Genomic DNA, 23,389 nt, shown 5'->3' on the forward strand with positions numbered 1-23,389 from the left:
TTTCACCCTATAGCTATCGCCCATGCTGGGCGCACAAAAAAGACTCCCGTTTCTGTACGGGAGTCCCTCTTCTTCCTCAACTCTATGCTTCTTACGAAAACAGCTTCTCCAGTTCGTCCGGATGGAAGCCCTTAAACGCCTTGTCCCCTGCTACGGTCACAGGCACACCCATGAAGCCAAAGCGTTCCACTTCTTCCTGGTAAGCGCGGCTGGTCATGACATCACGCACTTCAAACTCAATGCCCTTCGCTGTCAGCCACTGCTTCACCAATTCACAATCGACACAACCCTTCGTCGAATACACGATGGCTTTTGGCGACAGCTTGCTCAGCATTTGCTCGACGATTGCGTAAGAGCGCTGTGAAGCCAGCTTTGTGAATTCCACAAAATTCACATGGGCAGAGCCGTCCGCCTTGTCAGACATGGAACGAACCACTACAAAAGGCTTCTCATTCATCGCGCACACCTGAGCGACTGCGGCTCCCTCCATTTCCGTGCAGGAAGCTGCAAATTCCTCATAGAGTGCTTTCACTTTTTCGCGGTCTGCGACAAATTGATCACCCGATAGAATCCGCCCTGTCACCACATGAATGTCCTCACCCAGCTGTTGCCCTGCCTCCACTGCCAGCTGCACGAGATGCTGATCAGCTTCCCAAATCCACTTCTCCGTGAATGGGATCTGCCCAGGTTTGAAACCGAGCGGCGTCACATCCATGTCATGCTGCACACAATCGGTGGAAACGACGATATCCCCAATATTGAGCTCAGGGTGCACCGCTCCGGCTACCCCGGTAAAGATCACCTGATCCACACCGAATGCATCGATCAGAATCTGCGTGCAGACGCTGGCGTTTACTTTTCCTACACCCGATTTGCACAGGACAACCTGACGTCCTGAAAATGTGCCTTCATAGTACGTAATCCCAGCCTTGGTGGTGGTTTTGGTTTCTTGCATGGCTTCCAAATAAAGCGCAATTTCTTCATCCATTGCGCCGATAATCCCCACACGCATCACAATTGCCTCCTTGTCTTGCCTACTCTTTTCGCGTGCTCTCGCGGTAATGGATGCGGTGCGGCAGCAGGACGACGTGTTCTTCCACATGCTCATTGTTCATGTATTTGGTCAAAAGTCGCATTGCTACGGCTCCGATATCATAGATCGGCTGGACGACGGTGGTGAGACGAGGACGCACCATTTCCGCCAAGCGAATGTTGTCATACCCCATTACCTCAATGTCACCAGGTACCTTCAGCCCTGCATCCTGGATAGCGTGAATGGCACCAATCGCCATTTCGTCGCTCGCCGCGAAAACAGCGGTAGGCGGTTCCTTCACCTGCAAAAAGTCATTCATGGACTTCAGCCCGGAATCATAACGGTAATTTCCACTGGCAATCAGCTGCTCATCAGGTGTAATGCCTGCGTCCAACAGCGCTTTTTTATAGCCCTCCAAGCGCATCAGACCGCCTAATGGGTCGCTTGCCGGGCTGCCGATCAGCGCAATCCGCTTGTGTCCGCGATCCAGCAATTCCTTCGTCGCATCATATGCCGCTTGCATATGATCGATCGAGACCGCCGGCAAAATATTGTCCGGGTCGCGAGTCGCTGCCAATACGGTAGGGACTGCGGCTGTCGAGAAGGCATGCAAATGATCCTCCTTGATCTCTGCGCCCATAAAGAGCAGCCCGTCCACCTGCTTCTCCAGCAGCGTATTGATCAACTGCAGTTCCTTCTCCAAGCGCTGGTCGGAGTCGCACAAGATAATATTATATTTGTACATGGTCGCGATATCCTCGATCCCGCGTGCCAATTCGGAGTATAACATGCTCGATACGTCAGGGATGATTACCCCGACCGTTGTTGTCTTTTTGCTGGCTAATCCCCGTGCTACTGCATTGGGACGATACCCGAGACGCTCAATTGCTGACATTACCTTTTTTCGGGTTGTCGGTTTTACATTCGGGTTTCCGTTGACTACACGAGATACTGTCGCCATGGAGACGCCCGCTTCTCTTGCCACATCATAGATTGTTACTGGCATCGCGATATTCCTCGCTTTCTCCCATTTTTTGGCTTTCAATACTATTTTCATAAATTGTATGCACATATGATACGACAAGCTTTTCGCACTTGCAATCGTTTTTCTGAAAACTTTCAAGAACGTTCATATATAGAATGCCCTTTCTACCAGAAAAGATAGAAAGGGCATCCATTATTTCAGCAATTTGTTCATGGTCTTCATCAATTCTTCAATCACTTCGTGGTCTCCTTGCTGAATCCGTTCGACCACACAGCTTTTCATATGTCCTTCCAACAGCATTTTCCCTACGGAGTTCAAGGCCGATTGCACGGCTGCGATTTGGTTCAAAATATCGTCGCAGTAAACATCCTTTTCAATCATCCCTTTGATGCCGCGAATCTGGCCTTCGATGCGATTTAACCGGGATCCCAGATTGCTTTTCAGCTTCTCGGAATGCGGCGTCGATTTCATATGCGTGCCGCAATGACCGCACTCTTCCAGTTGATCTTGCTCAAGCACTTGTTCATTTTCCATTTGAATTTCTCCTTTATATTAAGAAAGTTTTGATCTCAAATATACCCCCCTCTAGTATAACAGGTCTTTACCGGAATAGAAAGTGCTCATTGTTTGTTTGTTTGTTTGTGTGCAAACATTGTGGTCGGGGAAGGAAAAAACGGGCGGGGCTGCGTTCTTGCCACACCCGCAAGGGAGTGAAGACTGTCCGGTTCCGCTTCCAAAAACGGTACGTCGCGCAAAAGGGTTCAAAGAAGCGTATTCAACCGACGAGGTTGCGCGACAAGCGTGTACCGTTTTTGGAAGCTCCACCTCTGTATGTATGGCACAGACTCCGCCCCTCCCGTTTTTTCCTTCCTCTCGCAGCTCTGTACAATAGCCCGGATGGTTAAATGATGAAAGCAATGCACTCGTTGCAATACAACAAATGCATAGGGCATCTAGATTCTTGGTGTCGTTCTTTTATGATTTACGTATTTAGATGTTTTTTCTTTCAAATCGTTGCTGCTACGCTGGAGAGCATGTTTCGCAACGGAGCGCCTGCGAAGCCCGACCGAGCGGAGCAGTGAATCGCAGGAAAAAGGGCCGCAACCTGCATCAGCTTCGTAGCGGCTACCACTTTTGCGGCCCCCATCGATTCGCTGCGGAGCGGACAGTCCCTGCCCACAGCGGGGCGAAGAATGAAGAGGAGTTGCGAAACATGCTCTCCCTACCACAGCAACTATACAAGCACAAAAAACAGGCTTTCTCCAAAAAGAGAAAGCCTGCGTGATGATCCCTTTTCAGGATCTGGAATTTTTATTTGCCGGAAAGCACTTCCGCTTTGTACAAGCCGGATTTGAGCAATTCCTCCAGGAAGTTGTTGAAATCCGGGATGTTCAACTGCTGCTTCGCATCGGAGAGAGCCACATCTGGATCCGGGTGAACTTCAACCATGACCCCGTCAGAGCCCACTGCCAAGCCTGCTTTCGCAGTAGGAAGAAGGAGATCGCGACGGCCAGTAGAGTGAGTTACATCCACGAAAACAGGCAAGTGGGTTTCTTGCTTCAGCAATGGTACTGCAGAGATGTCCAGCGTATTGCGGGTAGCTTTTTCATACGTACGGATACCGCGTTCGCACAGCATGACTTGCGTGTTGCCTTCGGACATGATGTACTCAGCTGCGTAGATGAATTCTTCGATCGTTGCGGACAGACCGCGCTTGAGCAGAATCGGATGGTTCAAGCGGCCTGCTGCTTTCAGCAGCTCGAAGTTTTGCATGTTGCGTGCACCGATCTGGATCACGTCGATGTATTGAGTCGCCAGCTCGAGATCAGCAGGCGTTACAATTTCACTGATGGTGACGAGATTGTATTCGTCGCCAATCCGTTTCAGGATCTCCAGACCTTCAACGCCAAGGCCTTGGAAATCGTATGGAGAGGTACGAGGTTTGTAAGCGCCGCCGCGGATCACGCGCAGCCCTTGCTTCACATGGTTTTCAGCTACTGCTTTCACTTGCTCGTAGCTTTCAACAGAGCATGGTCCAGCGATCAAGATCGGAGCGCTTCCGCCAAATTCCACACCTTTGATCGAAATAACGGTGTCCTCTGCCTTTTTCTTGCGGCTGACGAGCAATACTTTTTTGTTGTCATCCTTTTGCAGATCAAGCGACGCTTGGAAAATTTGTTTGAAAAGGTGACGAATTGTATTGTCAGTAAAAGGACCTTTGTTGTTTTCTACCAAGAGATTCAGCATTTCGCGTTCACGTTCTGGATCGAAGCGGTTAATGCCTTGCTTCAGTTTTTCTTTCCCTACCTCTTGAATCAACTCGGCTCGTTTGTTGATCAGTGCTAGGATCTGCAGGTTCACTTCATCTACCTGCTTGCGCAAGCTTTCAATTGGATCATGGCTCATCTCGTTCTCCACCTCTCTAGTCTTTAAAAACCTGGCATTGCCAAATTTTTGCGATACAGATTCTTTACTGCCGATTACGTCGATCTATTCCTATCGACCAACCGAATTTTGAATCATTATAATAGATCAGAGTCCCTTTGTCAGCATTTTAGCGCTAAAAAGCGCGAAAGTATTTTGTTAAGAAATTGTAAGCGTTTTCTATATGTAATCATTCTCTCTTATTCGACAGGATTCTTGCTTATTTGCGTCGAATGCATAATGTGGAAAAAATAAGGGCTAGCTCCCCTATTGTTAGGAGTGACGCGTTTGTCACATGATGCACATACATCCTCGCAAGAAATGATCTTTGCGTTAGATATCGGCACTCGCAGCGTGGTCGGACTCATCGTGGAGCCGGTCGATGACCAATTTCGGGTGATTGACTGCGTTGTCCAGGAGCATAGTGAACGCTCGATGCTCGACGGTCAGATCCATGATGTAGTCGCTGTCGCCAAAGTTATCAGCCAAATTAAAGAGCGTCTGGAAGAAAAGCACGGACCGCTCACACAAGTGGCGGTTGCGGCTGCGGGCCGTTCCCTCCGTACACGACGAGTGCGGATGGAAATGGAGATTTCCCAGCAGCAGGCATTCTCCCGCGATGATGTGCTCGCCCTGGAATTCTCCGCCGTACAGGAAGCGCAGGCACAGCTTGCCCAAGAGCTGAATGAGCAGGATTTCACCCGATATTACTGTGTCGGCTACAGCGTTGTCCATTATTTTCTCGATGGCGAGCTGATCGGGAATCTGATCGATCAGCGTGGAGACAAAGCCGGAATCGATGTGATCGCTACGTTCCTCCCGCGCGTCGTCGTAGACTCCCTGTTGGCGGCCCTGCAGCGATGCGGTCTGTCCATGCAGGCATTGACCTTGGAACCGATTGCGGCCATCAACGTCTTGATCCCCGTCACCATGCGGCGGTTGAACATTGCGCTTGTGGACATTGGCGCAGGCACATCCGACATCGCGCTGACAGAGGAAGGCGCCATCACCGCTTATGGTATGGTGCCAGTCGCGGGTGACGAGATTACCGACGCGCTGATGAACGCATTTTTGCTCGATTTTCCCATGGCGGAAGAGGTGAAGAGATCGCTTGCCTCCAGTGAAACGGTCACGTTCCAGGATATTTTGGGCATCGAGCATACGCTTCCTTGCGCGGAAGTCGTGGCAGCGATTGACGGCGAAATCAATCAGCTTGCATTAAAAATCGCAGAAAAGATCCTCGAACTAAACGGAAAAGCACCTCAGGCAGTCATGCTGATCGGCGGCGGCAGCTTGACACCGAAGCTTACTGAAAAAGTCGCCGGCATGCTCGAAATCCCTGCCAACCGGGTAGCCGTACGCGGAGCAGATGCCGTTTCTCAATTTGTAGGCAGCCATCCGTTGATCAATGGGCCTGAATTCGTCACGCCTGTCGGGATTGCGGTTGCAGCGCGTCGTCACCCGATCAAATATGTGACGGTCAAAGTGAATGATCTGTCCGTGCGTATTTTTGATCTGCGCAAAATGACGCTGGGAGACGCCTTGATTACCGCGGGGATGGATATTCGCCGCCTGTTCGGCCGTCCGGGTCTCGCGATGACCATCACCGTGAATGGGCGGATGAAAATCATCCCCGGTGGTCACGGCACGGCACCGATCATCACGAAAAACGGGGAGCCTGCCGGGCTGGATGCCCCGCTGGCCAATGACGATATCATTCATGTCATCCCCGGCCAGGACGGAGCAGAAGCCAAAGCCAGCATCAAGGATCTGCTGAACACGGATGAATCCTTTTCCTTCGTCATCAATGGCGAAACGCACAGCCTCTCTGTGATCGCCTATCGAAATGGCGAATCCTGCCCGCTCGATTCAGCGCTCAATGATCGCGATGAGGTGGAAATTCGCATGCCGCGTACGATTCAGGAGGTGCTGCAGCATACCGGCATTTTGCAAGCGGATCATGCCGAAGAGAGCGAGGAGCAAGGGCGTATCCGATTCACCTTGAATGGACAGGAGTACGCTTTGCCGCGTCACCAAACAACGCTTCTGTTAAACGGCCGGCCCGCTGCCCTGACCGATCGGATAACAATCGGGGATGAGCTGACTTATCTGGTAGAAAGCCTCCCGCTGCCTGCCATTAAAGATGTGGTTCCCCCTGAGGAATGGGTCCAGGAGGAAATGAAAGTGACGTTTAACGGCAAACCGGTGAAAATCCCGATGGCCGATGTGACCATCACAGTAAATGGGGCTGCGGTTTCCGCAGATGAACCGATCGAAGACGGTTCCTTCATAACGGTGAAAGCCGCTCCTGGCAAAAATCCGATCTTTAATGATGTGTTCCGCTATGTGGAGGTGTCCCTCGAAAAGCCAGCGGCAGGCGGCGTTACACGCCTGACCACCTTGGTGAACGGAGAGCCTGCATCTTTCCAGACCGAGCTGCAAAACGGCGATCGCCTGGAATTGTTTTGGGAATAATCGTCGTATAATAAAAAGGATAGACGGTTCGGAACTATTCCGATTGTCTATCCTTTCTTTATGATCAGCCATGTTACCCATGTCTAACCACTGGAGGAAGATCATCCTCCGGTTGAAGCGTGGCACTGCCACATCCACCGACTCTGGATACTTCAAGCCGGTCCCTGTATTGATGGCAACCAGCAGCGCCTCCTCGCCCAGCCATACGCTTGCACGGATCGGCATCGCGAAATACTTGATCCCCGGCTCCCGGGCATGGGATACCCCGACGGCAGCTCCACTCGCTTTGAAGGCCCCTGTGGGGATACGCCTTCTTCTTCACATACAGATTCGGCAAGCAAAACTGCGCGGTGCCTTAGGGCAAGGAAATCCGTTTCGCACCGATGCTGGCTCTTTGAGAAATCCACGCACTCGTGCATGCGAACAGTTCCCGCTTATGGGCCCCATGTGAAAATGTATGATTGGCTCCCACGATAATTTCCTTATCGCATACTCCCCTCGGTCGAAAACGAAACGCCTTCTGATAATAGAAGCAGTATTTCGGTGGAATCTCTTCGTCGTTGCTGCCGTGCACCACCAGAACATCTCCCGCTACATCCTTCGTTTCCGTTAGCGGCTGGGCTTCGGAAAGCGATTGGAAAAATACGGGCGATAATGCATAGCCCAGATAGTCGGCAGCACGATGCTTTTGCACTTGCTGGAGAATGTCCTCCCCTACGATCTGTACGATATCACGAAACGGATATGCGACCGGTGACCATAGCACCAACGATTTCACCCTGCTATCCCTTGCTGCCGCGTAGGTGGCCACCGCCCCGCCCAGGCTGTGTCCGATCAGGAAGATTTGATCCGGATCAACCTCCGGCAGCTGTTCGGCGAAATCAATGACTTGAATCGTCTGTTCCACGAGATCGGGGAACGGATAGGTTCCGTAGTCCCCTTCGCTTTCCCCGCAGCCTGCATAATCGAATCGCAACACCATAAAGTCCTGGGCAGAAAAGCTGCGTCCTGCCTGTACAAAAAGTCGGTCCACGCCGATTCTCGACCCGACAAACCCATGGCAAATGATGATCAGCGGCCATTTATGGTGAACGGAGCCTTGTCGATCCGGCACATGAAGCGTCGCTGCCAGAGATCCAATCGTCACAGGAATTTGTACGTGTTTTTCCATTTCATCGAGCCTCCTTAAAAAATGTAAGCCCCTTCTCATCTTCGCGAATTTACTCGCAGACGAAAGGGGCCTTCAGCTTTCTGATCGGCTTCATATGGTTCATACCTCCATAACGACTCCTATGCGGTAACCGCTTCCGCTTCATTTGCAAATACGCTGGACGGCAAAGAAGTGATGGAGGATGTAATCGCCGAACAGGATCGTTTGCAAAAGTAAACGGGCAATTGATGCTGTTTCGCTTGTACTTTTATATGCTTGGCAAGGTTGTGATTGATGAAATCCGTAAACACCAGAATCATTTTTGTCTGCACAGGGAGAGTCAGCCTGCAGTCGGACGGTTTGCGGCCCGTCACATGAATGATCTCGGTAAAGCCCATACTGGTAAGCAGTGTCCGTATGTTCCCCAAACGATCACCGCCAATCACAAGCACGGATGGCATTGCTTCGTCACCTCACCATTTATTCCTTAGTATTCATACTTACTTACTTGGAATTACGGTTATTATTGAGCATATGCTGCCTTTTGTCAAGCAAAACAAAAACTTAACAACACGTCAGGTCTTGGAGATAATTTCCGCAGTTCCCCCGCATGCCGGATCGCCTGTGTTCGGTATCTGGCATTCAGCTTGATTTTCGATCGAAACAAAAAGGCCGTTCCAGCAAATGCGCGTTGCCAGGGAACAGCCTTTTTCTTTTACAGCTTTTGGCCCACTCTATGTCCGCTCGTAGTGGTGGCGATTGCTGCCAAGCCGTTTCGTATCTCCCGCTCCCCCTTTGCCTTGGGACGGCCGCAATGCCAATAACGCCAACAAAGCTGAAAGCACACTCAAGCCGGTCATCGTCCAAAACAGTGTCATTTGTGTCGTTTTCATTAACACGGAAACCACAGGGGGGCCAGCTGCCACCCCGATAAACCTCATGCTGCTGTAGATGGAGGAAATGGTGCCCCGTTCCTCCTTTTTGATTCCCTCCGTAATAAACGCATCCAGACAAGGCAAGGTGACGCCGATTCCGATGCCGCTGATAAACAAAGCAATCGTAATGAAGGTCATGCTGCGCATATAACCGGCAATGAATACAGCTCCCGCCAGCAGCAGCAATCCCAGAAACGTGATCCACTTCATCAGGATTTTATTTTGCCCGATCTTCTTGCCAGTCAAATAAGATGCCAAACAAAGGGATGCAAGCGGGATCGCCAGGATCAGTCCCTTTTTGACCCCATCTATCCCGTACTGATCCTCCAAACGCGAGGAGAGATAAAAAAGCAAGCCGAACACAACAAACATACAAATCCCGCCTATTACGAATATGGCGTACAGCCAGCGCCCCTTTTGCCGGAAAATCGCTTTGATGGACCCCAGGAATGCGCGAAACTCCTTTGGCTCCTTTTTTTCCTTCGGGGATTTCACCAAAAAGGCAACGAGCAAAATCGAGATCAAGCAAAAAACAGGAATGGTTAAAAACGGGAGATACCAGAGAATCCCCGCCAGAAACGCTCCCAAAATGGGACTCAGTACTTTGCCGAATGTATTTGCGGTCTCAACTAGCCCTAGCCCTTGGCTGACATCATCCTCCCTCTGAAACATGTCCCCGATGAGCGGCAGTACAATCGGAAACGCTCCCGCCGCTCCCACTCCTTGCAAAAGCCGCCCCAGCAAAACGATCCAGTACGGATCCTTCATGAACCAGCAGGCGAGACCGGAAATCAGTCCACCTGCTGCCGCAATGATCAGGCTGGGAATAATGACATTTTTTCTGCCGATGCGGTCAGACAAGTAACCCGCAACCGGAATCAGAGGAATAGCAAGCAGCGAATACACGGTAATCACCATGCTGATCTCAAACGAGGTGACATCCAGCCTCTTGCTCAAATCGGGCAAAATCGGAATCATCATCGAGTTCCCGAGGGTCATAATCAGCGGAATCGAAGCAACAGAAATCAAATCCCATTTTTTATCGGCCTGCATATGGTTATTCTCTTCCTTTCAGGATCTTTCGCTCTCCAATCCCAAGTATCCCCATAGGCTTTATTTTAATACCTCACCAACCTTTGCCTCGTCGTTTTTTTGGGCGATTGCCTATCCGCTCTTTCCGCACTTCTGATAAAACGGCGGAATAGGCTACTGTGCAACCACTTTCATTTCAGCTGAATGTCGACCCGTTCAGCCGCTATCCTCATGATGAATCAATAAAAGAGGTGATGTTGTGAATTTCATTGATCGTTTGCACAAGCTCTTTGCCCCCCTTGTCAATCCGCAGGAGGAGCAGCTCAAGCTTGCACTGGAAGCACTGCAGGCGAATCCCTCCGAGGTTGCGCCGCATCTGGTGGAGCCTGATGGTTGCATTCCGTATGGGCGAAATGTCCTGCTCCGCACGGATGATGTAGAGGTGGTGCTGATCCATTTGCCAGCCGGCGCCAAATCCCTGCCGCATAATCACGGGGATTCTTTTGGCTGCGAAATCGTCGTCGAAGGAGAATTGACCAATCTGCTTTACCAAACCGGAGATGATGGGCGCTTGCATGACGCGGGAAAAGAGGTATATCCATCAAACAGCCTGGTGTATGTGCCGAAAGATCAAATCCATGCCATTGAGAATGCCACGAAGAAGAGAGTCGTCACCCTGAATGTGTACACTCCTCCACTGGCCGCCTGTCAGCAATACGCCCCGGAGGAGCCCGCGCAAAAAGAAGCGGACAGGGTGAAGAATGCCAGGTTCAACGAGCTGTTTGACCAATGGGCTTCCTCGTATGATGAGACTGTCTATGACAGCCAGGGGGAATATCAGGAGGTCTTCGCAGGCTATGATCGCATCTTGGCAGCTGTGGTCGGGCAGATCCCCCTGGGCAGCCGTACCGTGCTGGAGATCGGACCGGGGACAGGGAATCTATCCAGACTTCTTACACGAGGCGGGTATCATGTCATCGGGGTTGAGCCTTCCCCACTGATGCGGGAGCAATTGAAACGAAAAGGCATCGAAATCGACCTGAGAGACGGTCATTTTCTCAGCTTGCCTTTGCTCAAGCATGAAAAGGTAGACGCAGTGGTGAGCACCTTTGCCTTTCACCATTTGCCGCTGGAGGAGAAAAGGGAGGCCATACGACTGCTCCAAAGCCATTTGTCTGATCGCAGCGGAAGAATCATCATCGCGGATACCTGTTTCATCGACGAAGCGAGCAAACAAAAGATGATCGAACGGGCCAAACGAAACCATCAGCACAATGTGCTGCATGATTTGCTGACCGAGTACTATGAGCTGCATGAGGACCTGCGAACCGTTTTTCAAAAGAACGGCATGGATGTTTCTTTTTCGCAGCTCAATAACTATGCTTGGCTCATCGTAGCCACTTATCCTGAAGCGAAGCAATGACAGGTAGGAATTGGCTGATTAGACTGACTAACAAGGTCAATCGTTTCTTGATAGGTGAATCTCGACTAACTCAGTCGACATTCTCGACATTCTTACCCGAATTCACATGGGCGGATGGCGTGCTGCTTATCGAGGATGACCGCATTTTGGCCGACACCCGGATCAACCTGCCTCGGCCACGTGAAAAGGACAGCTCGTTTGCCTACTATGAAAAGCAGCTGCTCGACCGCTTGATGGCCCGATCCCCTCAATCTTCCCAAGCCGCCATCTGATACAATCCCGCCCCCATCCAAGAAAAGAACCAGTGCATATCCGGCATGAGACCGGTACACACTGGTTCTTTTTGGCTTTATTGGGCAACCGCTTCTCCAATGGATGCTTTGGTGATCTTCCAATGGGAGGTATGCCATTTTACATCGTTGCCATCGAGCAGGAAAATTTGCGGAGATTCGTGCTTGATCCCATACCGCTCGGCTACCTCGTTGGATACCGGGCGATCTTCGCGAACGAGAATCACGGCTGCTTGTACCGCTTGCTCTTTCAGATATGCCTGAAACTCTTCATACGCTGCCGTACTGATCGGGCAGACGGTGCTATGCTTGAAGAGCAATTTTTTTCCTGGGGTCTCCAGAAATCCATTCAATTCCTCAATCGAATGCAGTTCCTGATAGGTCGACATGTTAGTATTCTCCTCACTTTATCGTTCTCCACTTAGTATAAGGAAAAAAGCGAAGAGATACCAGCAAATCCCCCGTGAAAATGCACTTTGCCCTTGAGAATGTATGCGATTCCCTTATATGTGCATGAGCTGCATGAGACGTTTACGGACCTCTCCCATCCACTTCTCGTCGCCAAGTGATTGCGCGAGCAGGAATATATCCAATAGTTCATTGATTCGCTCTTCAATCAAAAGCTTGGTCGGAATCTCTTCCTCCTGATCGGCAACCAAAACAAGCAGATTCGAAAACTCGGAGATCTCCTCGAATTCAACGGCTTGCTTCGGTGGATGATTGCCAAGCTCGTTCATCAGGTTTTTCAAATCATCCTTCACCATATCAACAACCTGGGAGTGTGAGCAGTCTTCATCCAAACACACATAGACAGGTACATTATTTATCTTCACACGATTGCGATAAACGACATTGCGCAGCATGATACTCATTTCATGGCCGCAGCGGTTGCAATGCTTTTGCATGGGTTCACCTCACTCTCCACGTTTTTTACATATACTAAAATTCGTGAAGCGATTGAAAAGTCCTGCTGAACTCTCAGTGGTACATGGTGGGTGAAGTGCCAGTACGAAAGCAAAAAAGAGCCCCCGTAAAGAGTCAGGGGCTCAACCAGCGTCTCATTCGTCACCTATGCATATATCGCATTGACCTTCTCACAATGCGGACATACCGCTACCTTCCCAGCTTTCCCAAACTCATCCTCCACCCGGTAACCGGTAATCTGATCCGAATAGCAGAATAAGCACTCCGTGTTGAAATCCATATCGAACTGTGCCTTCCAGACGATGGATTTGAACTCCTCCCCCACACTGATCGTAATCGAGAGCTGTTCGTTTTGTGGTATGATCATTGCCTTGCGCATGAATAACATCCTTTCGCGATGCGTAGTCTTTCCTATCCTCTAGCTTTTCCATGTTTTCTGAATAATAAACATTGTCGTCATATAGGCATATGCCGTTACCGCATAGTAAATATCCCCATATGTTATGGATGTAAGCACAAGAGACTAACAAACGGAGGAGGATGTCAAACATGAGCAGCATTTTCAGCGGCGACTTTGACGACTTTGTACTGATTCTCGTCCTGTTCATTCTACTCGTAATCGTGGGCGCTTCGGAAGATTAATGGAGATACCCGTCCGGCGCAACGCCTGATGGGGCCCGGGCGGGGGCAACCCTCACCCCAAAATCAATGTCCCTAAATAAAAGGAGGAAGATTGTATGAGCAGCATTTTCAAAGGTGATTTTGACGATTTTGCGTTGATCCTGGTTCTCTTTATCCTGTTGGTGATCGTAGGTGCAGCGGAAGACTAATCGGATCGAATTTGCAAAGACTTCGCCATGCTGGCGGAGTCTTTCTTGCTTTTTTCTGCTTTTTTCGCTTTCGGGCGCTTTATCCGCGCAGGTGGTTGTCTTTTCCGTTTTTGTGTACAATAAGTACGAACGTCATCGAAAGAGAGGTACATATTCAAATGAGAGATCCCAGACTGGACCAACTCGCAGACGTGTTGGTCAATTATTCCACCCGTGTGCAAAAGGGTGAGAATGTTTTAATTTATGCAATTGGTGAAGTGACCGAATTGGTGAAAGCCACGATAAAAAAAGTGTACGCGGCTGGCGGCAACCCTTACGTTCAGTTGATCAACCCTTCCATCCAGAGAGAGCTGATTTGGCAAACCAACGAAGAGCAACTGGCGGTCATGCGTGAGGCCGAGGTTTCCTTCATGAAAAAAATGGACTGCTATATCGGCATTCGCAGCGGCGATAACATCAATGAACAATCCGACGTGCCTGGCGACAAGATGAAGCTGTACACCAGTCAGCTGCAGCGTCCGGTGCTGGATGTACGCGTCCCCGAGACAAGATGGGTCATTTTGCGTTACCCAAGCCCTTCGATGGCCCAGCTCGCCAGCATGAGCACCGAAGCCTTTGAAGATTTTTACTTCAAGGTTTGTACGGTCGATTACAGCAAAATGGACAAAGCGATGGACAGCCTGGTTGAACTAATGGAAAAAACGGATAAAGTGCGGATCACCGGTCCAGGTACCGATCTCACTTTCTCGATCAAAGGCATCCCAGCCATCAAATGTGCAGGAACGTACAACATTCCGGATGGCGAAGTGTTTACAGCCCCGGTCAAAGACTCCGTCAATGGAACGATCACGTATAATACGCAATCGCCTTATCAGGGCTTTACGTTCGATAATGTGAAGCTGACCTTCAAGGACGGGAAAATTATCGAGGCAACGTCCAACGATACCGCACGGATTAATGAAGTTTTCGATACAGATGAAGGCGCTCGTTATGTCGGCGAATTTGCAATCGGGGTCAACCCTTACATTCAAAATCCGATGAAAGATATCTTGTTTGACGAGAAGATCGACGGCAGCTTCCACTTTACGCCTGGCCAATCTTATGATGAAGCGCCGAATGGCAACAAATCCGCCATTCACTGGGATCTCGTATGCATTCAGCGTCCGGAATGGGGCGGAGGCGAAATTTACTTCGATGACAAATTGATTCGCAAAGACGGACGCTTTGTCATTCCTGAGCTGGAAGCACTTAACCCCGAGAACCTGAAATAATGTAAAAATCTTGGCTTCGCCACACCTTTGGCGGAGCCTTAGCTGCACTATGTGAAAAAAAGCGAAACGAGCCAGAAGGCCGTTTCGCTTTTCTTTTGCCGCAGGGAATGTCCCCTCTATTGTTTCAACAGGTGCGGAGCTTGATCTTCAATGAACTTGATGGTCATTTCCAAATGATTCATCGTATACTTCCAGCAAAAGGTTTGATAAGGATCCAGCGAGTCTGCCATTTTCGCGAACGCTTTTTTTGTATTCTCCAACAACTTCTTCTGCATCTGCAAGCCATTCGCGAAAAGCTCTTCCCGCTCCTCCACAGTACGATTTCCCGCGAAAAAGATCTTCACGAGCATATCGGAACGCAGAATGGGCGGTACGATGGGGGAAGCCATTTCCTGGTAAAAAAGATCTTTCCCGCTGTCCGTAATTTGATAGAGAATTTTATTAGGTTTTCCGGACTGGATAATTTCTTGCTTGGTTACAAGCCCTTCCTCTTCTAACTTACGCAATGCAGGGTAGATGGCCCCAAAACTGGCATCGTAAAAAAAACCGATTGAGTTGGAAAAAGCCTGCTTGATATCATAGCCGCTCATTTCCCCCTCGCTCAAAAACCCTAAAATGATCGTTTTTACATCCATGACTGTCCTCCAGACTCTTCTCTCGTTGCATTCTCACCTATTGAAATTCGGTCAAACGATAAGGTATTCTTATATGAATACTATGATAAATAACTGCCTTTTTACTATACTAATACTATTTTTACATTATATCAATTTTTGTCTTCATTCCATCAGTGAATAAATGGGCTTCCCTCCCCTCCGCGATTGCCATACTATGAACCATATCGAACGGCAAGTGGGGGGATCAGCGGATGAAACGCCGTAAATGGTCGGCATACGCAAATAAAGATTATCCTGTAAAAAGCAGCTTACACCCCTATAACTTTTTCGTGCCACTTGTGGAACAAGTGAAAGAAGGGGTTGTCTCCATTGTCACCGAAGATCGCTCTACAAACAGCAGTATCGATCAGCTTTTGCAGGAATTTCTTGTCACGCAGCAGCAGCCCTTTGATACGCATTCGGAACGCAGCTACGGCTCGGGCTTTATTTTTCACCCCGATGGCTATATTTTAACAAGCGAACACGTCATTGGAAAATCAAAGACCATCCTGGTCAAACATTATAATGGCCGCGTGTATGAAGCGGAACGCATCGCCAGCGACCGGACCCGGGACTATGCTGTCATCAAAATCAAACCCCACGGGAAATTGCGTCCGCTCCCGCTGGGTGATTCCGCGGAAACGAAAGTCGGCGAATGGGTACTGAGCATCGGTTCCCCGCCTTTGGGCACAGGGGTAAAATCATCGGTGATGCACCCGGACGGTTCGCCGCTTTGTTTCCTGTGCTAAGCGGATCGCGTATTCGACGGGCCGCCTGATTGCCAGACGATAGGTCTTGAGCTGTCCCATTTCGCGAAAAATCTCCCGGCCAGGCTTGGGATTGACTTCGATTAACCAGACCTTTCCGTCCACATCAATCCCGATGTCCAGTCCAAACTCGATCATCCGCCCAAAATGCTTTTCCAGTGTGCCCGCCGTCTGATGGGCAAGCTCACAGCATTCGCGCCGAATCTCTTCTGCCCTTTCCCCAAAGCGCTCCTGCATAAACTTCTCAAACGGAATGCCGCGCCCTCCCCCATGCAAATTGGAGGTAGAGCTGTTGGCTGCTCCTACGCGGACCCCCAGTCCCGTTACATCCCACTCGCCGCGCTCATCCTTTTGAATGAGCAGCCGGACATCCGCCACCCGATTGGGCAATAAAGACAGCTGCAGCCCTTGCTGTACCATAAAAGGGCCGTCCTGGATCTTCTGCTCATGCACCCATCTTTCTACATAGGCGGCCGTCGCAGCTTCCGTGGCAAAGCGGGCCATACGCATCCGTTGATACTTGTCGCGCCCCTGCAGATGGTAGCCTCTGGCAGTGGCCGCTACCTTCAGGATGCTCCTGCCGCCTGTGCCATTTCCGGGTTTTACATACAGCAGCTGGTGCCGCTTCAGCATGTGCAGCAGACGAGGCTTGCTGTAATCAACCGTTTCCGGTATCCACTGTCTGGTCGCGATTTCATCCGTAAGCAGTTTGGTGATTTTCCATTTTTTGCTGAACGTGCTGTTGGCATACGGAAAATGGCTGCGATGGCGAAACCGGATATAGCCCGGAACCCGCTTCCGGTAGCGGTCAATCACCATATCGGGCCAGGGAAACCAGCGGCGCACCCATCCCCCGTTTTTTCCGGGGACAAAACCATGGATTTGCTTCTTGGCCGGATAAGCATCCTGATAGGAAAACAAATAAACGATTGCGCCCATCTCCCGACCCGCTTTCACCAGCTTGCGAAGGTAGGCAGGTTCGGAAAACCGGGTGCCGCTTCGCCACGTTAAAATTCCGATTACGGCTTGACTCATCACTCCACCCTCTTTGCATTTGCTCATGCGGTAGTCTATGTTGGCGGAGCCATACTGTGTTCTTCGTCATGGATAGGTAAAATATGGGTGTTTGCTCCTGCACTTACTTTTCTCAAGTAAGTATGATACAGTAGAAAAGAATCAGATATACAGGGGTGTGACCCAGATGGAACATTCGAATCCGTTGACCCAGATGTGTCCCAAATACGAGCATGCGATCAGCATTTTAGGCAAACGGTGGACAGGACTGATTATTCGCGTAATGTTGAACGGGCCTGTTCGTTTTAAGGATATTCGCGAGATTGTGCCGCAGCTGAGCGATAAAATGCTGTCGGAACGATTGAAGGAATTGGAAGAAGAAGGCATTCTTGAGCGCAAGGTGTATCCGGAAATGCCGGTGCGGATTGAATACGAGCTGACGGAAAAAGGAGCCGATCTTCGCCCGGTTATTGAATCCATTGAGCATTGGAGCCATGATTGGGTAGAGATCAAACCCGAGGATACCTGTAAGGAATGACACGCATACGACTCATACACATAGGCCTGACCCATTCTGTTACCTGACGGATGGGGAGGCCTTTTTGGCATATCTTCCTTTCCCCCGCGATAAGATCTAGCGTGTTCACTTTCTAGTCGAGGGAGGCGGGAGATACGGTGAAACGAGCCGCTCTGTACATCCGTGTCAGTACGGAGGAACAAGCAAAGGATGGGTTCTCCATCGCGGCGCAGCGCGAAAAACTGAGCTGGTATGCGTCTTCCCAGGACTGGTTGATTGTCGATCACTATATCGATGAAGGCTACAGTGCCAAGGATCTGGATCGTCCAGCCCTGCAGCGAATGCTTCATGACATACGCCGGCAAAAAATTGACATCGTCCTGGTCTATCGGCTTGACCGGCTCACCCGATCGGTATTGGACCTCTATCAATTATTGGAGGAATGGGAGCGTGTGCAGGTAAGCTTCCGCAGCTGTACCGAGGTGTATGATACGACGACTGCGATCGGCCGCTTGTTTATCACGCTGGTAGCAGCCCTTGCCCAGTGGGAACGGGAAAACCTGGCGGAGCGGGTAAAGCTGGGGATGGAACAGATGGCGCTGGAGGAAAAGCGACCGGGGGGACCGCCGCCTTATGGCTATCGCCTGCATGAAGGCAGTCTGCGGATCAATCCCCAGGAAGCTGAGGTCGTCCGGAAGATTTTTTCCCTGCATGAAATCGGCAAAAGTCTCAGCGATATCGCTCAGGTGCTGAATGATCAGCAGCTTCCCAGCCGAACCGGAGCTCGCTGGAGTGCGACCACGCTTTCCCATATGCTGCAAAACCACGTGTATTATGGCGCATTGCGCTGGAACTACGCCGAGGGCGGCCAGAAAAAAAACAGCCCCGACACCTGGATCATCCGGGAAGGAACGCATCCGCCGATTATTGACAAGATGACCTTTCTAACCGCACAAAGACTACTGGAAGCACGTCGGCAACAGCATGGGCGAGCGCTGGCCTCCGACTTCCTTTTTGCCGGAAAAGTGATCTGCGCGCGGTGTGGAGAGCTGATGTATGGAAAAACGATCCGGACCAAGAAAAAGGAAGGCGAATATTACCTTAACCGATATTACTTGTGTAAAAAGCAGCGACAAAAGGAATGTAATGCCCCTGCCATCCGCGAGACCGCTCTGGAAGAGCTGTTCCTTTCCCATGCATCCCGCCTCAGCGCCCCCGCTTCCCTCATACAGAGGATCTATTACGAAGAAAATGGCATCGCCTTGCCAAAAAACCTGGAAATGCTCCTACGAGATATCCCCAGGCTGTGGTCATATGCAGATGTGATGGAAAAAAAGCAATGGATCGCCGTCCTGGTGCAGCGGCTGGTCGTGTCTGGACGCCCACTCACCATTCACCGCCTGGAATTTCTATAAAGCCGTTTACCCCTGCCGCAGCAGTCGGTTCCCCGCTTGGTTTGGAAAACTCCGTCACAGCCGCGTACAGACGTTCATACCAAAAACGTCATCCTTTCGCCCGGAAAAACAAAGAAGCGAAAAATCCAAACACGATCGCTGCCGATATCCCTGCACTTGTCACTTCAAAAATGCCGGTTACGACACCAATCAAACCATGCTGCTCGGCTTCGGCCATCGCCCCGTGAACCAAGGCATTGCCAAAGCTGGTGATCGGCACGGTGGCTCCCGCTCCTGCAAAGCTGATCAATGGCTCATACAGCCCCAATCCATCCAGGACCGCTCCTGCCACGACCAGTGTAGACATCGTATGGGCAGGTGTCAGCTTCATCACGTCCATTAAAAATTGTCCAATCAGGCAAATCAATCCCCCGACCAGAAACGCCCACAAAAATGTCATGGTGAACGGCCCCCTCATTCGTTCTCAATCGATACGGCGTGAGCGATGCACGGAATGCTTTCTCCCTGTTGAAAAGAGATCGGGGACAGCAACGCTCCTGTCGCCACCACCAGCATCCGCCGCCACTTTCCTTCTTTCATCCGGTTGAGCAAATGACCATAGGTAACGGTTGCGCAGCATCCGCATCCGCTCCCGCCTGCCCATACATTGGGATTGTCTCCGTAAATCAGCATGCCGCAGTCCTTGTAACGATCCAATGGGATGTGGACATTATGCTTAGGCAACAGCTCCGATAGGATGGTATGTCCGACACGGGCCAAGTCACCGGTGACGATCAGATCATAATGGGAAAAATCGAGCCGTTGATCGCGGAAATGGGCCTCGATGGTGCTAAGGGCAGCAGGAGCCATCGCTGCTCCCATATTGAAGGGATCGGACAGTCCCATATCCACGATCCTGCCGATCGTCGCTGAGGTGATGCGCGGCCCTTTTCCGCTTGCGGATACTACGGCAGCACCAGCCCCCGTCACGGTCCATTGCGCTGTCGGGGGCTTTTGCGAGCCGTACTCGGTTGGGTACCGATACTGTTTTTCGGCAGCAGCATTATGACTGCCTGTAACGGCCAAGGCGTATTCGGCAGCCTTCGAATCGACCAGCTGAGCAGCCAACGCCAGTCCTTCCATCGCCGTAGAGCAAGCCCCGAAGAGGCCGAGAAACGGGATACCCAAGGTACGTGCGGCAAAGTTGGCTGAGATCGTCTGGTTCATCAGATCCCCTCCGAGCATGAAAGTGATCTTTTCCTTGGTCAATCCCGCTTTTTCGATCGCTTTGTCCGCAGCCTCCTCAAACAGCGTTCTTTCCGCCTTTTCCCAGCTATCCTGCCCGAGCAGCAAATCTCCATGCAGCGTATCGAAATCATCCGCAAGCGGACCCTTTGCCTCAAATGGCCCTCCGATGGCAGACGAACCCAGTATGACGGGTTTTGATTCAAACACCCAGGTTTGATGTCCGACTAACACGCACTACCACCCCATTTTCCATACCGTTTTGATGATCCCGATGAAAAAGGCAGAAACCACACCGAAAACGATCACAGATCCAGCCAGCTTGAAGATGTTGCCCCCGACTCCGAGCACATATCCTTCCGAACGATGTTCAATCGCCGCTGACGCGATCGAGTTGGCGAAGCCGGTCACGGGTACCGCTGTGCCGGCCCCCGCCCATTGGGCAATACGGTCATACACGCCAAAGCCCGTCAACAATACGGAGCAAAAAATCAGTACCGCTGTGGTAGGATTGCCCGCCGTTTTTTCCGTGAAATCAAAATAGCGCATGAAAAACTCCTGCAGCGCCTGACCTACCACACAAATGAAGCCGCCGACCAGAAAAGCTCTCGTAAAATTTCTCAAGAGCGGCCGCGGAGGCTCATGCTGCTTTGCAAACGCCTGATAGTCCAGCTGTGTCGGAGTGAACATCTTTTTCTTTTCGTTGGCCAAGTCTCCCAACTCCTTTACCGCATCAGTAACGGTTCCACTTGATTCAATACATCCTGCAAGCGCTGTGCTTCCTGGCTGTACTGTTGTTTCATCTTCGCGCTTTTGGTCGAGAGCGCATACAGCTCCAGATCCGCCTGGCATTTTTTCAACGTGGCATAGGTCAGCTTGGTAGCGGTCGGTTCAGGCACCTTGATTTTGTCATCGTACAGATCGACGTAAAGCCCTCCACCCTTGTCCACCTGACCGAGAAATACGTTTTCAAGGGCCACGCCTGTCTTTTCCAGCTCTGCCTTCAACCAGGCTCGGTTTAAGCCGATGGTCGCCAGCGGCTCGTCCATGATTTCCCCGTCCATGATGACCGTCTGCGGCTCCTCTGCCGGACTGACCGCCATTTTCAGCATTTTGGGAGTGATCGGTTGTTGTTCCGATTTGAGCAATACACTAAGCTTCCCGCTGGATTCCATGACGGCGAATTCCACGTCTGCCGCTTTGAAAACGCTACGGGCCCGCAGCATTTCCAGCAGGTCTTCGGTCGTGAGCCTCTCTTGCTTGAGGTTATCCTCCAAAATCTTTCCATCCTTGATGAGAATCGTTGCATTTCCATCAAAGAAATTGCGCATGACTTTGCTTTTCATGGAAAGCCAACCGCTCACGATCGGAAACAAGCCAAAAATACTCATCGCCAAAAGTCCATGGATAATCGGGCCATCTATGTTGCTCGCCATTTCCGCTGCCAACGACCCGATGGTAATCGCAACGATAAAATCGATAAACGTAAGCTGGGAAATTTGCCGTTTCCCAATCAAACGGGAAAGAACAAAAAGATAAGCGAGGGAAACAAACGAACTAACGATAATGGAAAGCCATCCCGGCATCTATGTACCTCCCTTTGCCTGGAAAAAGAGAGGAGGAGTTCCCTCCTCTCGTCAAGCAAACAGTGTTCCAACCCAGATCTTCGGCGAAAGCAACGCAAGCATGGCAGCCTTAGAAGCCTTTGTATTGAGGCTCTTCATTTTCCAGTTCAGTCACACGCTGCGAAAGCGTATCGCAAATGCTTTGTGCAGTTTGCGCTGCCTGAGAGTACATCTTTTTCGCTTGCTTGTTTTGCGTATTCAGGGCGAACGTTTCCAGATTGGCTTGGGCGCTTTTCAGGCTAGCTAAAGTCTGTTTCACTTGTGTGGATACTGTCATTGCTTTCACCTCGCTTTCCTCTGCCCCTCCTGTCAGATTCTCTGCCGTGAGGAGCATGACAAGTATAGAATTGTTCCAGAAAAGGGATTTATACTTCTTTCCCGCAAGTAAGAAAGTGGAAACGGAGCAAAAAAATCGATAAAAGAAAAAACCTGCTATCAATCAGCAGGTTTTTCCGCATTTTTCTTTTCCACTATCAGGTAGGCTTCCAGCAAAAATGCGTACAAATCTTGTAACTCGGCCTCTTTTCCTGAAGCGGCCATCGGACTCACACGTATCTCGCCATACTCTCCCTGTATGCTCTGCAAAAGCTCTTTCCCCACGGTATCCTTCCTCTCCTTTTTGCTAAAGGTATGAGGAGCGGGAATTGTCCCATACTAGAGCTCAATGCCCAGATACTCGCGAAAAGCCTCCTTTCCTTTTTCAGTCACATGAACCGCACGAGTGGCGGAAGCCCTCGTGATCAGATCCAGCTCGAACAGCCGCTTCGTAAAAACCGTACCCAACGTTCCTGCCAGATGGTATCGACGCTCGCTCCAATCCAGACATGGCCTGGCCAGGGCCCGTCGCTTCTGCCTGGCCGCCTCGACATCGATGCCGAAGCGCTGAAACCACGCTTCTCCCTCGGCGGTCACCTGATACTCGCCATCGGCCTCCTTGAGTATATTTCGTTCCAGGAGCCGCTTGGTGACTTCCACACCGAGCTGGCCAGCCAAATGGTCGTAGCAGGTCCGCGCATGCCGCACTTCCTTTAATTGATCAGACTGGCGCAAAGAACGAACCTGCACAGGCGGGGACATCGTGGACAGCATCTCCAGAACATGAGCGACTTGGGCGCTCGCTAACCGATAATAGCGGTGTCGGCCTTGTGTCTCTACCCCCAAAAGCCCTCCCTCCACCAGCTTGGCGAGGTGAGCGCTTGCCGTCTGGGGTGAGACACGCGCCATATAAGCAAGCTCACTGGCCGGCAAAGCTCGACCATCCAAGAGACTATTCAGGATCGCAGCACGGGTAGGGTCACCAATCAATCCAGCAATATAAGCAAAATTTGGATATGTACTCATACTTCGATAGTAGACGAATGATGCTTGCTTGACAATGGGAAAATGGAACGTCTTCTGC

At 50.7% G+C, this 23,389-nt stretch carries 29 protein-coding genes; 9 read left to right on the top strand and 20 right to left on the bottom strand.

Going from position 1 to position 23,389, the window contains the following annotated elements:
- Positions 1-91 precede the first annotated feature (91 nt).
- From EIZ37_RS16775 to EIZ37_RS16790, 5 genes are all read right to left on the bottom strand, one after another.
- Positions 92-1,012: a 5'-methylthioadenosine/adenosylhomocysteine nucleosidase gene (locus EIZ37_RS16775; protein ID WP_134685922.1), complete on the bottom strand. Its 921-nt coding sequence runs from the start codon at positions 1,010-1,012 to the stop codon at positions 92-94.
- A 22-nt stretch (positions 1,013-1,034) separates the two neighbouring features.
- On the bottom strand, positions 1,035-2,039 hold the full coding sequence (gene ccpA, locus EIZ37_RS16780; protein ID WP_134685923.1) for a catabolite control protein A: 1,005 nt from the start codon (positions 2,037-2,039) through the stop codon (positions 1,035-1,037).
- Positions 2,040-2,210: 171 nt separating this feature from the next.
- Positions 2,211-2,489: a metal-sensitive transcriptional regulator gene (locus EIZ37_RS16785; RefSeq protein ID WP_235828084.1), complete on the bottom strand. Its 279-nt coding sequence runs from the start codon at positions 2,487-2,489 to the stop codon at positions 2,211-2,213.
- 535 nt (positions 2,490-3,024) lie between these two features.
- Positions 3,025-3,150, bottom strand: coding sequence for a hypothetical protein (locus tag EIZ37_RS26575; RefSeq protein ID WP_268898757.1), 126 nt, complete (start codon positions 3,148-3,150; stop codon positions 3,025-3,027).
- Between the two features lie 179 nt (positions 3,151-3,329).
- On the bottom strand, positions 3,330-4,424 hold the full coding sequence (locus EIZ37_RS16790; RefSeq protein ID WP_134685925.1) for a bifunctional 3-deoxy-7-phosphoheptulonate synthase/chorismate mutase: 1,095 nt from the start codon (positions 4,422-4,424) through the stop codon (positions 3,330-3,332).
- Between the two features lie 339 nt (positions 4,425-4,763).
- Between EIZ37_RS16790 and EIZ37_RS16795 the strand changes: the two genes are divergently transcribed.
- The gene (locus EIZ37_RS16795; protein ID WP_134686035.1) at positions 4,764-6,917 is read left to right on the top strand and encodes a cell division protein FtsA; all 2,154 of its coding nucleotides are present in this window, start codon (positions 4,764-4,766) and stop codon (positions 6,915-6,917) included.
- 355 nt (positions 6,918-7,272) lie between these two features.
- On the opposite strand, the gene EIZ37_RS16800 is transcribed toward EIZ37_RS16795, so the two are convergent.
- From EIZ37_RS16800 to EIZ37_RS16810, 3 genes are all read right to left on the bottom strand, one after another.
- Positions 7,273-8,088: an alpha/beta hydrolase gene (locus EIZ37_RS16800; RefSeq protein WP_134685926.1), complete on the bottom strand. Its 816-nt coding sequence runs from the start codon at positions 8,086-8,088 to the stop codon at positions 7,273-7,275.
- A 119-nt stretch (positions 8,089-8,207) separates the two neighbouring features.
- Positions 8,208-8,528 (bottom strand): DUF2325 domain-containing protein, encoded by a 321-nt coding sequence (locus tag EIZ37_RS16805; protein ID WP_134685927.1) that lies wholly within the window; start codon positions 8,526-8,528, stop codon positions 8,208-8,210.
- Positions 8,529-8,801: 273 nt separating this feature from the next.
- Complete coding sequence (locus tag EIZ37_RS16810; protein WP_134685928.1) at positions 8,802-10,055, bottom strand: MFS transporter; 1,254 nt, start codon at positions 10,053-10,055, stop codon at positions 8,802-8,804.
- 238 nt (positions 10,056-10,293) lie between these two features.
- Between EIZ37_RS16810 and EIZ37_RS16815 the strand changes: the two genes are divergently transcribed.
- Positions 10,294-11,457, top strand: a complete 1,164-nt coding sequence (locus tag EIZ37_RS16815; RefSeq protein WP_134685929.1) for a methyltransferase domain-containing protein — start codon at positions 10,294-10,296, stop codon at positions 11,455-11,457.
- Between the two features lie 119 nt (positions 11,458-11,576).
- Positions 11,577-11,729, top strand: coding sequence for a hypothetical protein (locus EIZ37_RS26025; protein ID WP_167568953.1), 153 nt, complete (start codon positions 11,577-11,579; stop codon positions 11,727-11,729).
- 77 nt (positions 11,730-11,806) lie between these two features.
- Here the strand turns inward: EIZ37_RS26025 and ytxJ are convergent, their stop codons facing one another.
- The 3 genes from ytxJ to EIZ37_RS16830 form a co-directional block, all read right to left on the bottom strand.
- Complete coding sequence (gene ytxJ, locus EIZ37_RS16820; protein WP_134685930.1) at positions 11,807-12,136, bottom strand: bacillithiol system redox-active protein YtxJ; 330 nt, start codon at positions 12,134-12,136, stop codon at positions 11,807-11,809.
- Between the two features lie 114 nt (positions 12,137-12,250).
- The gene (locus tag EIZ37_RS16825; protein WP_134685931.1) at positions 12,251-12,652 is read right to left on the bottom strand and encodes a hypothetical protein; all 402 of its coding nucleotides are present in this window, start codon (positions 12,650-12,652) and stop codon (positions 12,251-12,253) included.
- 164 nt (positions 12,653-12,816) lie between these two features.
- Positions 12,817-13,050, bottom strand: coding sequence for a hypothetical protein (locus EIZ37_RS16830; protein ID WP_134685932.1), 234 nt, complete (start codon positions 13,048-13,050; stop codon positions 12,817-12,819).
- 170 nt (positions 13,051-13,220) lie between these two features.
- Between EIZ37_RS16830 and EIZ37_RS16835 the strand changes: the two genes are divergently transcribed.
- The 3 genes from EIZ37_RS16835 (at position 13,221) to EIZ37_RS16845 (ending at position 14,772) form a co-directional block, all read left to right on the top strand.
- Positions 13,221-13,313: a YjcZ family sporulation protein gene (locus EIZ37_RS16835; protein ID WP_134685933.1), complete on the top strand. Its 93-nt coding sequence runs from the start codon at positions 13,221-13,223 to the stop codon at positions 13,311-13,313.
- 95 nt (positions 13,314-13,408) lie between these two features.
- Positions 13,409-13,501: a YjcZ family sporulation protein gene (locus tag EIZ37_RS16840; protein ID WP_134685934.1), complete on the top strand. Its 93-nt coding sequence runs from the start codon at positions 13,409-13,411 to the stop codon at positions 13,499-13,501.
- 158 nt (positions 13,502-13,659) lie between these two features.
- Entirely contained in the window at positions 13,660-14,772 is a 1,113-nt protein-coding gene (locus tag EIZ37_RS16845) for an aminopeptidase (RefSeq protein WP_134685935.1), read from the top strand.
- A gap of 116 nt (positions 14,773-14,888) precedes the next feature.
- On the opposite strand, the gene EIZ37_RS16850 is transcribed toward EIZ37_RS16845, so the two are convergent.
- Entirely contained in the window at positions 14,889-15,407 is a 519-nt protein-coding gene (locus EIZ37_RS16850) for a PadR family transcriptional regulator (RefSeq protein ID WP_134685936.1), read from the bottom strand.
- 233 nt (positions 15,408-15,640) lie between these two features.
- Here EIZ37_RS16850 and EIZ37_RS16855 point away from each other — a divergent pair, with 233 nt between their 5' ends.
- Positions 15,641-16,177 carry a trypsin-like peptidase domain-containing protein gene (locus EIZ37_RS16855; RefSeq protein ID WP_134685937.1) on the top strand — a complete coding sequence of 179 codons (537 nt, stop codon included), beginning with the start codon at positions 15,641-15,643 and terminating at the stop codon, positions 16,175-16,177.
- Here EIZ37_RS16855 and EIZ37_RS16860 read toward each other — a convergent pair.
- Positions 16,130-17,233, bottom strand: a complete 1,104-nt coding sequence (locus EIZ37_RS16860) for a YheC/YheD family endospore coat-associated protein (protein WP_134685938.1) — start codon at positions 17,231-17,233, stop codon at positions 16,130-16,132. The genes EIZ37_RS16855 and EIZ37_RS16860 overlap by 48 nt on opposite strands.
- Before the next feature lie 163 nt (positions 17,234-17,396).
- On the opposite strand from EIZ37_RS16860, the gene EIZ37_RS16865 reads away from it, so the two are divergent.
- A complete protein-coding gene (locus EIZ37_RS16865; RefSeq protein WP_134685939.1) occupies positions 17,397-17,747 on the top strand; it encodes a winged helix-turn-helix transcriptional regulator in 351 nt (116 codons plus the stop codon).
- 137 nt (positions 17,748-17,884) lie between these two features.
- The gene (locus EIZ37_RS16870) at positions 17,885-19,141 is read left to right on the top strand and encodes a recombinase family protein (protein ID WP_134685940.1); all 1,257 of its coding nucleotides are present in this window, start codon (positions 17,885-17,887) and stop codon (positions 19,139-19,141) included.
- Positions 19,142-19,229: 88 nt separating this feature from the next.
- Here the strand turns inward: EIZ37_RS16870 and spoVAE are convergent, their stop codons facing one another.
- From spoVAE to EIZ37_RS16900, 7 genes are all read right to left on the bottom strand, one after another.
- On the bottom strand, positions 19,230-19,580 hold the full coding sequence (gene spoVAE / locus EIZ37_RS16875) for a stage V sporulation protein AE (RefSeq protein ID WP_134685941.1): 351 nt from the start codon (positions 19,578-19,580) through the stop codon (positions 19,230-19,232).
- Positions 19,581-19,594: 14 nt separating this feature from the next.
- Entirely contained in the window at positions 19,595-20,599 is a 1,005-nt protein-coding gene (spoVAD, locus tag EIZ37_RS16880; protein ID WP_134685942.1) for a stage V sporulation protein AD, read from the bottom strand.
- A gap of 3 nt (positions 20,600-20,602) precedes the next feature.
- The gene (spoVAC, locus tag EIZ37_RS16885) at positions 20,603-21,076 is read right to left on the bottom strand and encodes a stage V sporulation protein AC (protein WP_134685943.1); all 474 of its coding nucleotides are present in this window, start codon (positions 21,074-21,076) and stop codon (positions 20,603-20,605) included.
- A gap of 14 nt (positions 21,077-21,090) precedes the next feature.
- Complete coding sequence (locus EIZ37_RS16890; protein ID WP_134685944.1) at positions 21,091-21,951, bottom strand: DUF421 domain-containing protein; 861 nt, start codon at positions 21,949-21,951, stop codon at positions 21,091-21,093.
- Positions 21,952-22,060: 109 nt separating this feature from the next.
- Complete coding sequence (locus EIZ37_RS16895) at positions 22,061-22,267, bottom strand: DUF1657 domain-containing protein (protein ID WP_134685945.1); 207 nt, start codon at positions 22,265-22,267, stop codon at positions 22,061-22,063.
- Between the two features lie 158 nt (positions 22,268-22,425).
- On the bottom strand, positions 22,426-22,590 hold the full coding sequence (locus tag EIZ37_RS26030) for a hypothetical protein (RefSeq protein ID WP_167568955.1): 165 nt from the start codon (positions 22,588-22,590) through the stop codon (positions 22,426-22,428).
- Between the two features lie 54 nt (positions 22,591-22,644).
- Positions 22,645-23,331 carry an ArsR/SmtB family transcription factor gene (locus tag EIZ37_RS16900; protein WP_134686036.1) on the bottom strand — a complete coding sequence of 229 codons (687 nt, stop codon included), beginning with the start codon at positions 23,329-23,331 and terminating at the stop codon, positions 22,645-22,647.
- Positions 23,332-23,389: the final 58 nt, after the last annotated feature.

The sequence above is a fragment of the Brevibacillus migulae genome, from assembly GCF_004521915.1.
GTDB lineage: Bacteria > Bacillota > Bacilli > Brevibacillales > Brevibacillaceae > Brevibacillus_F > Brevibacillus_F migulae.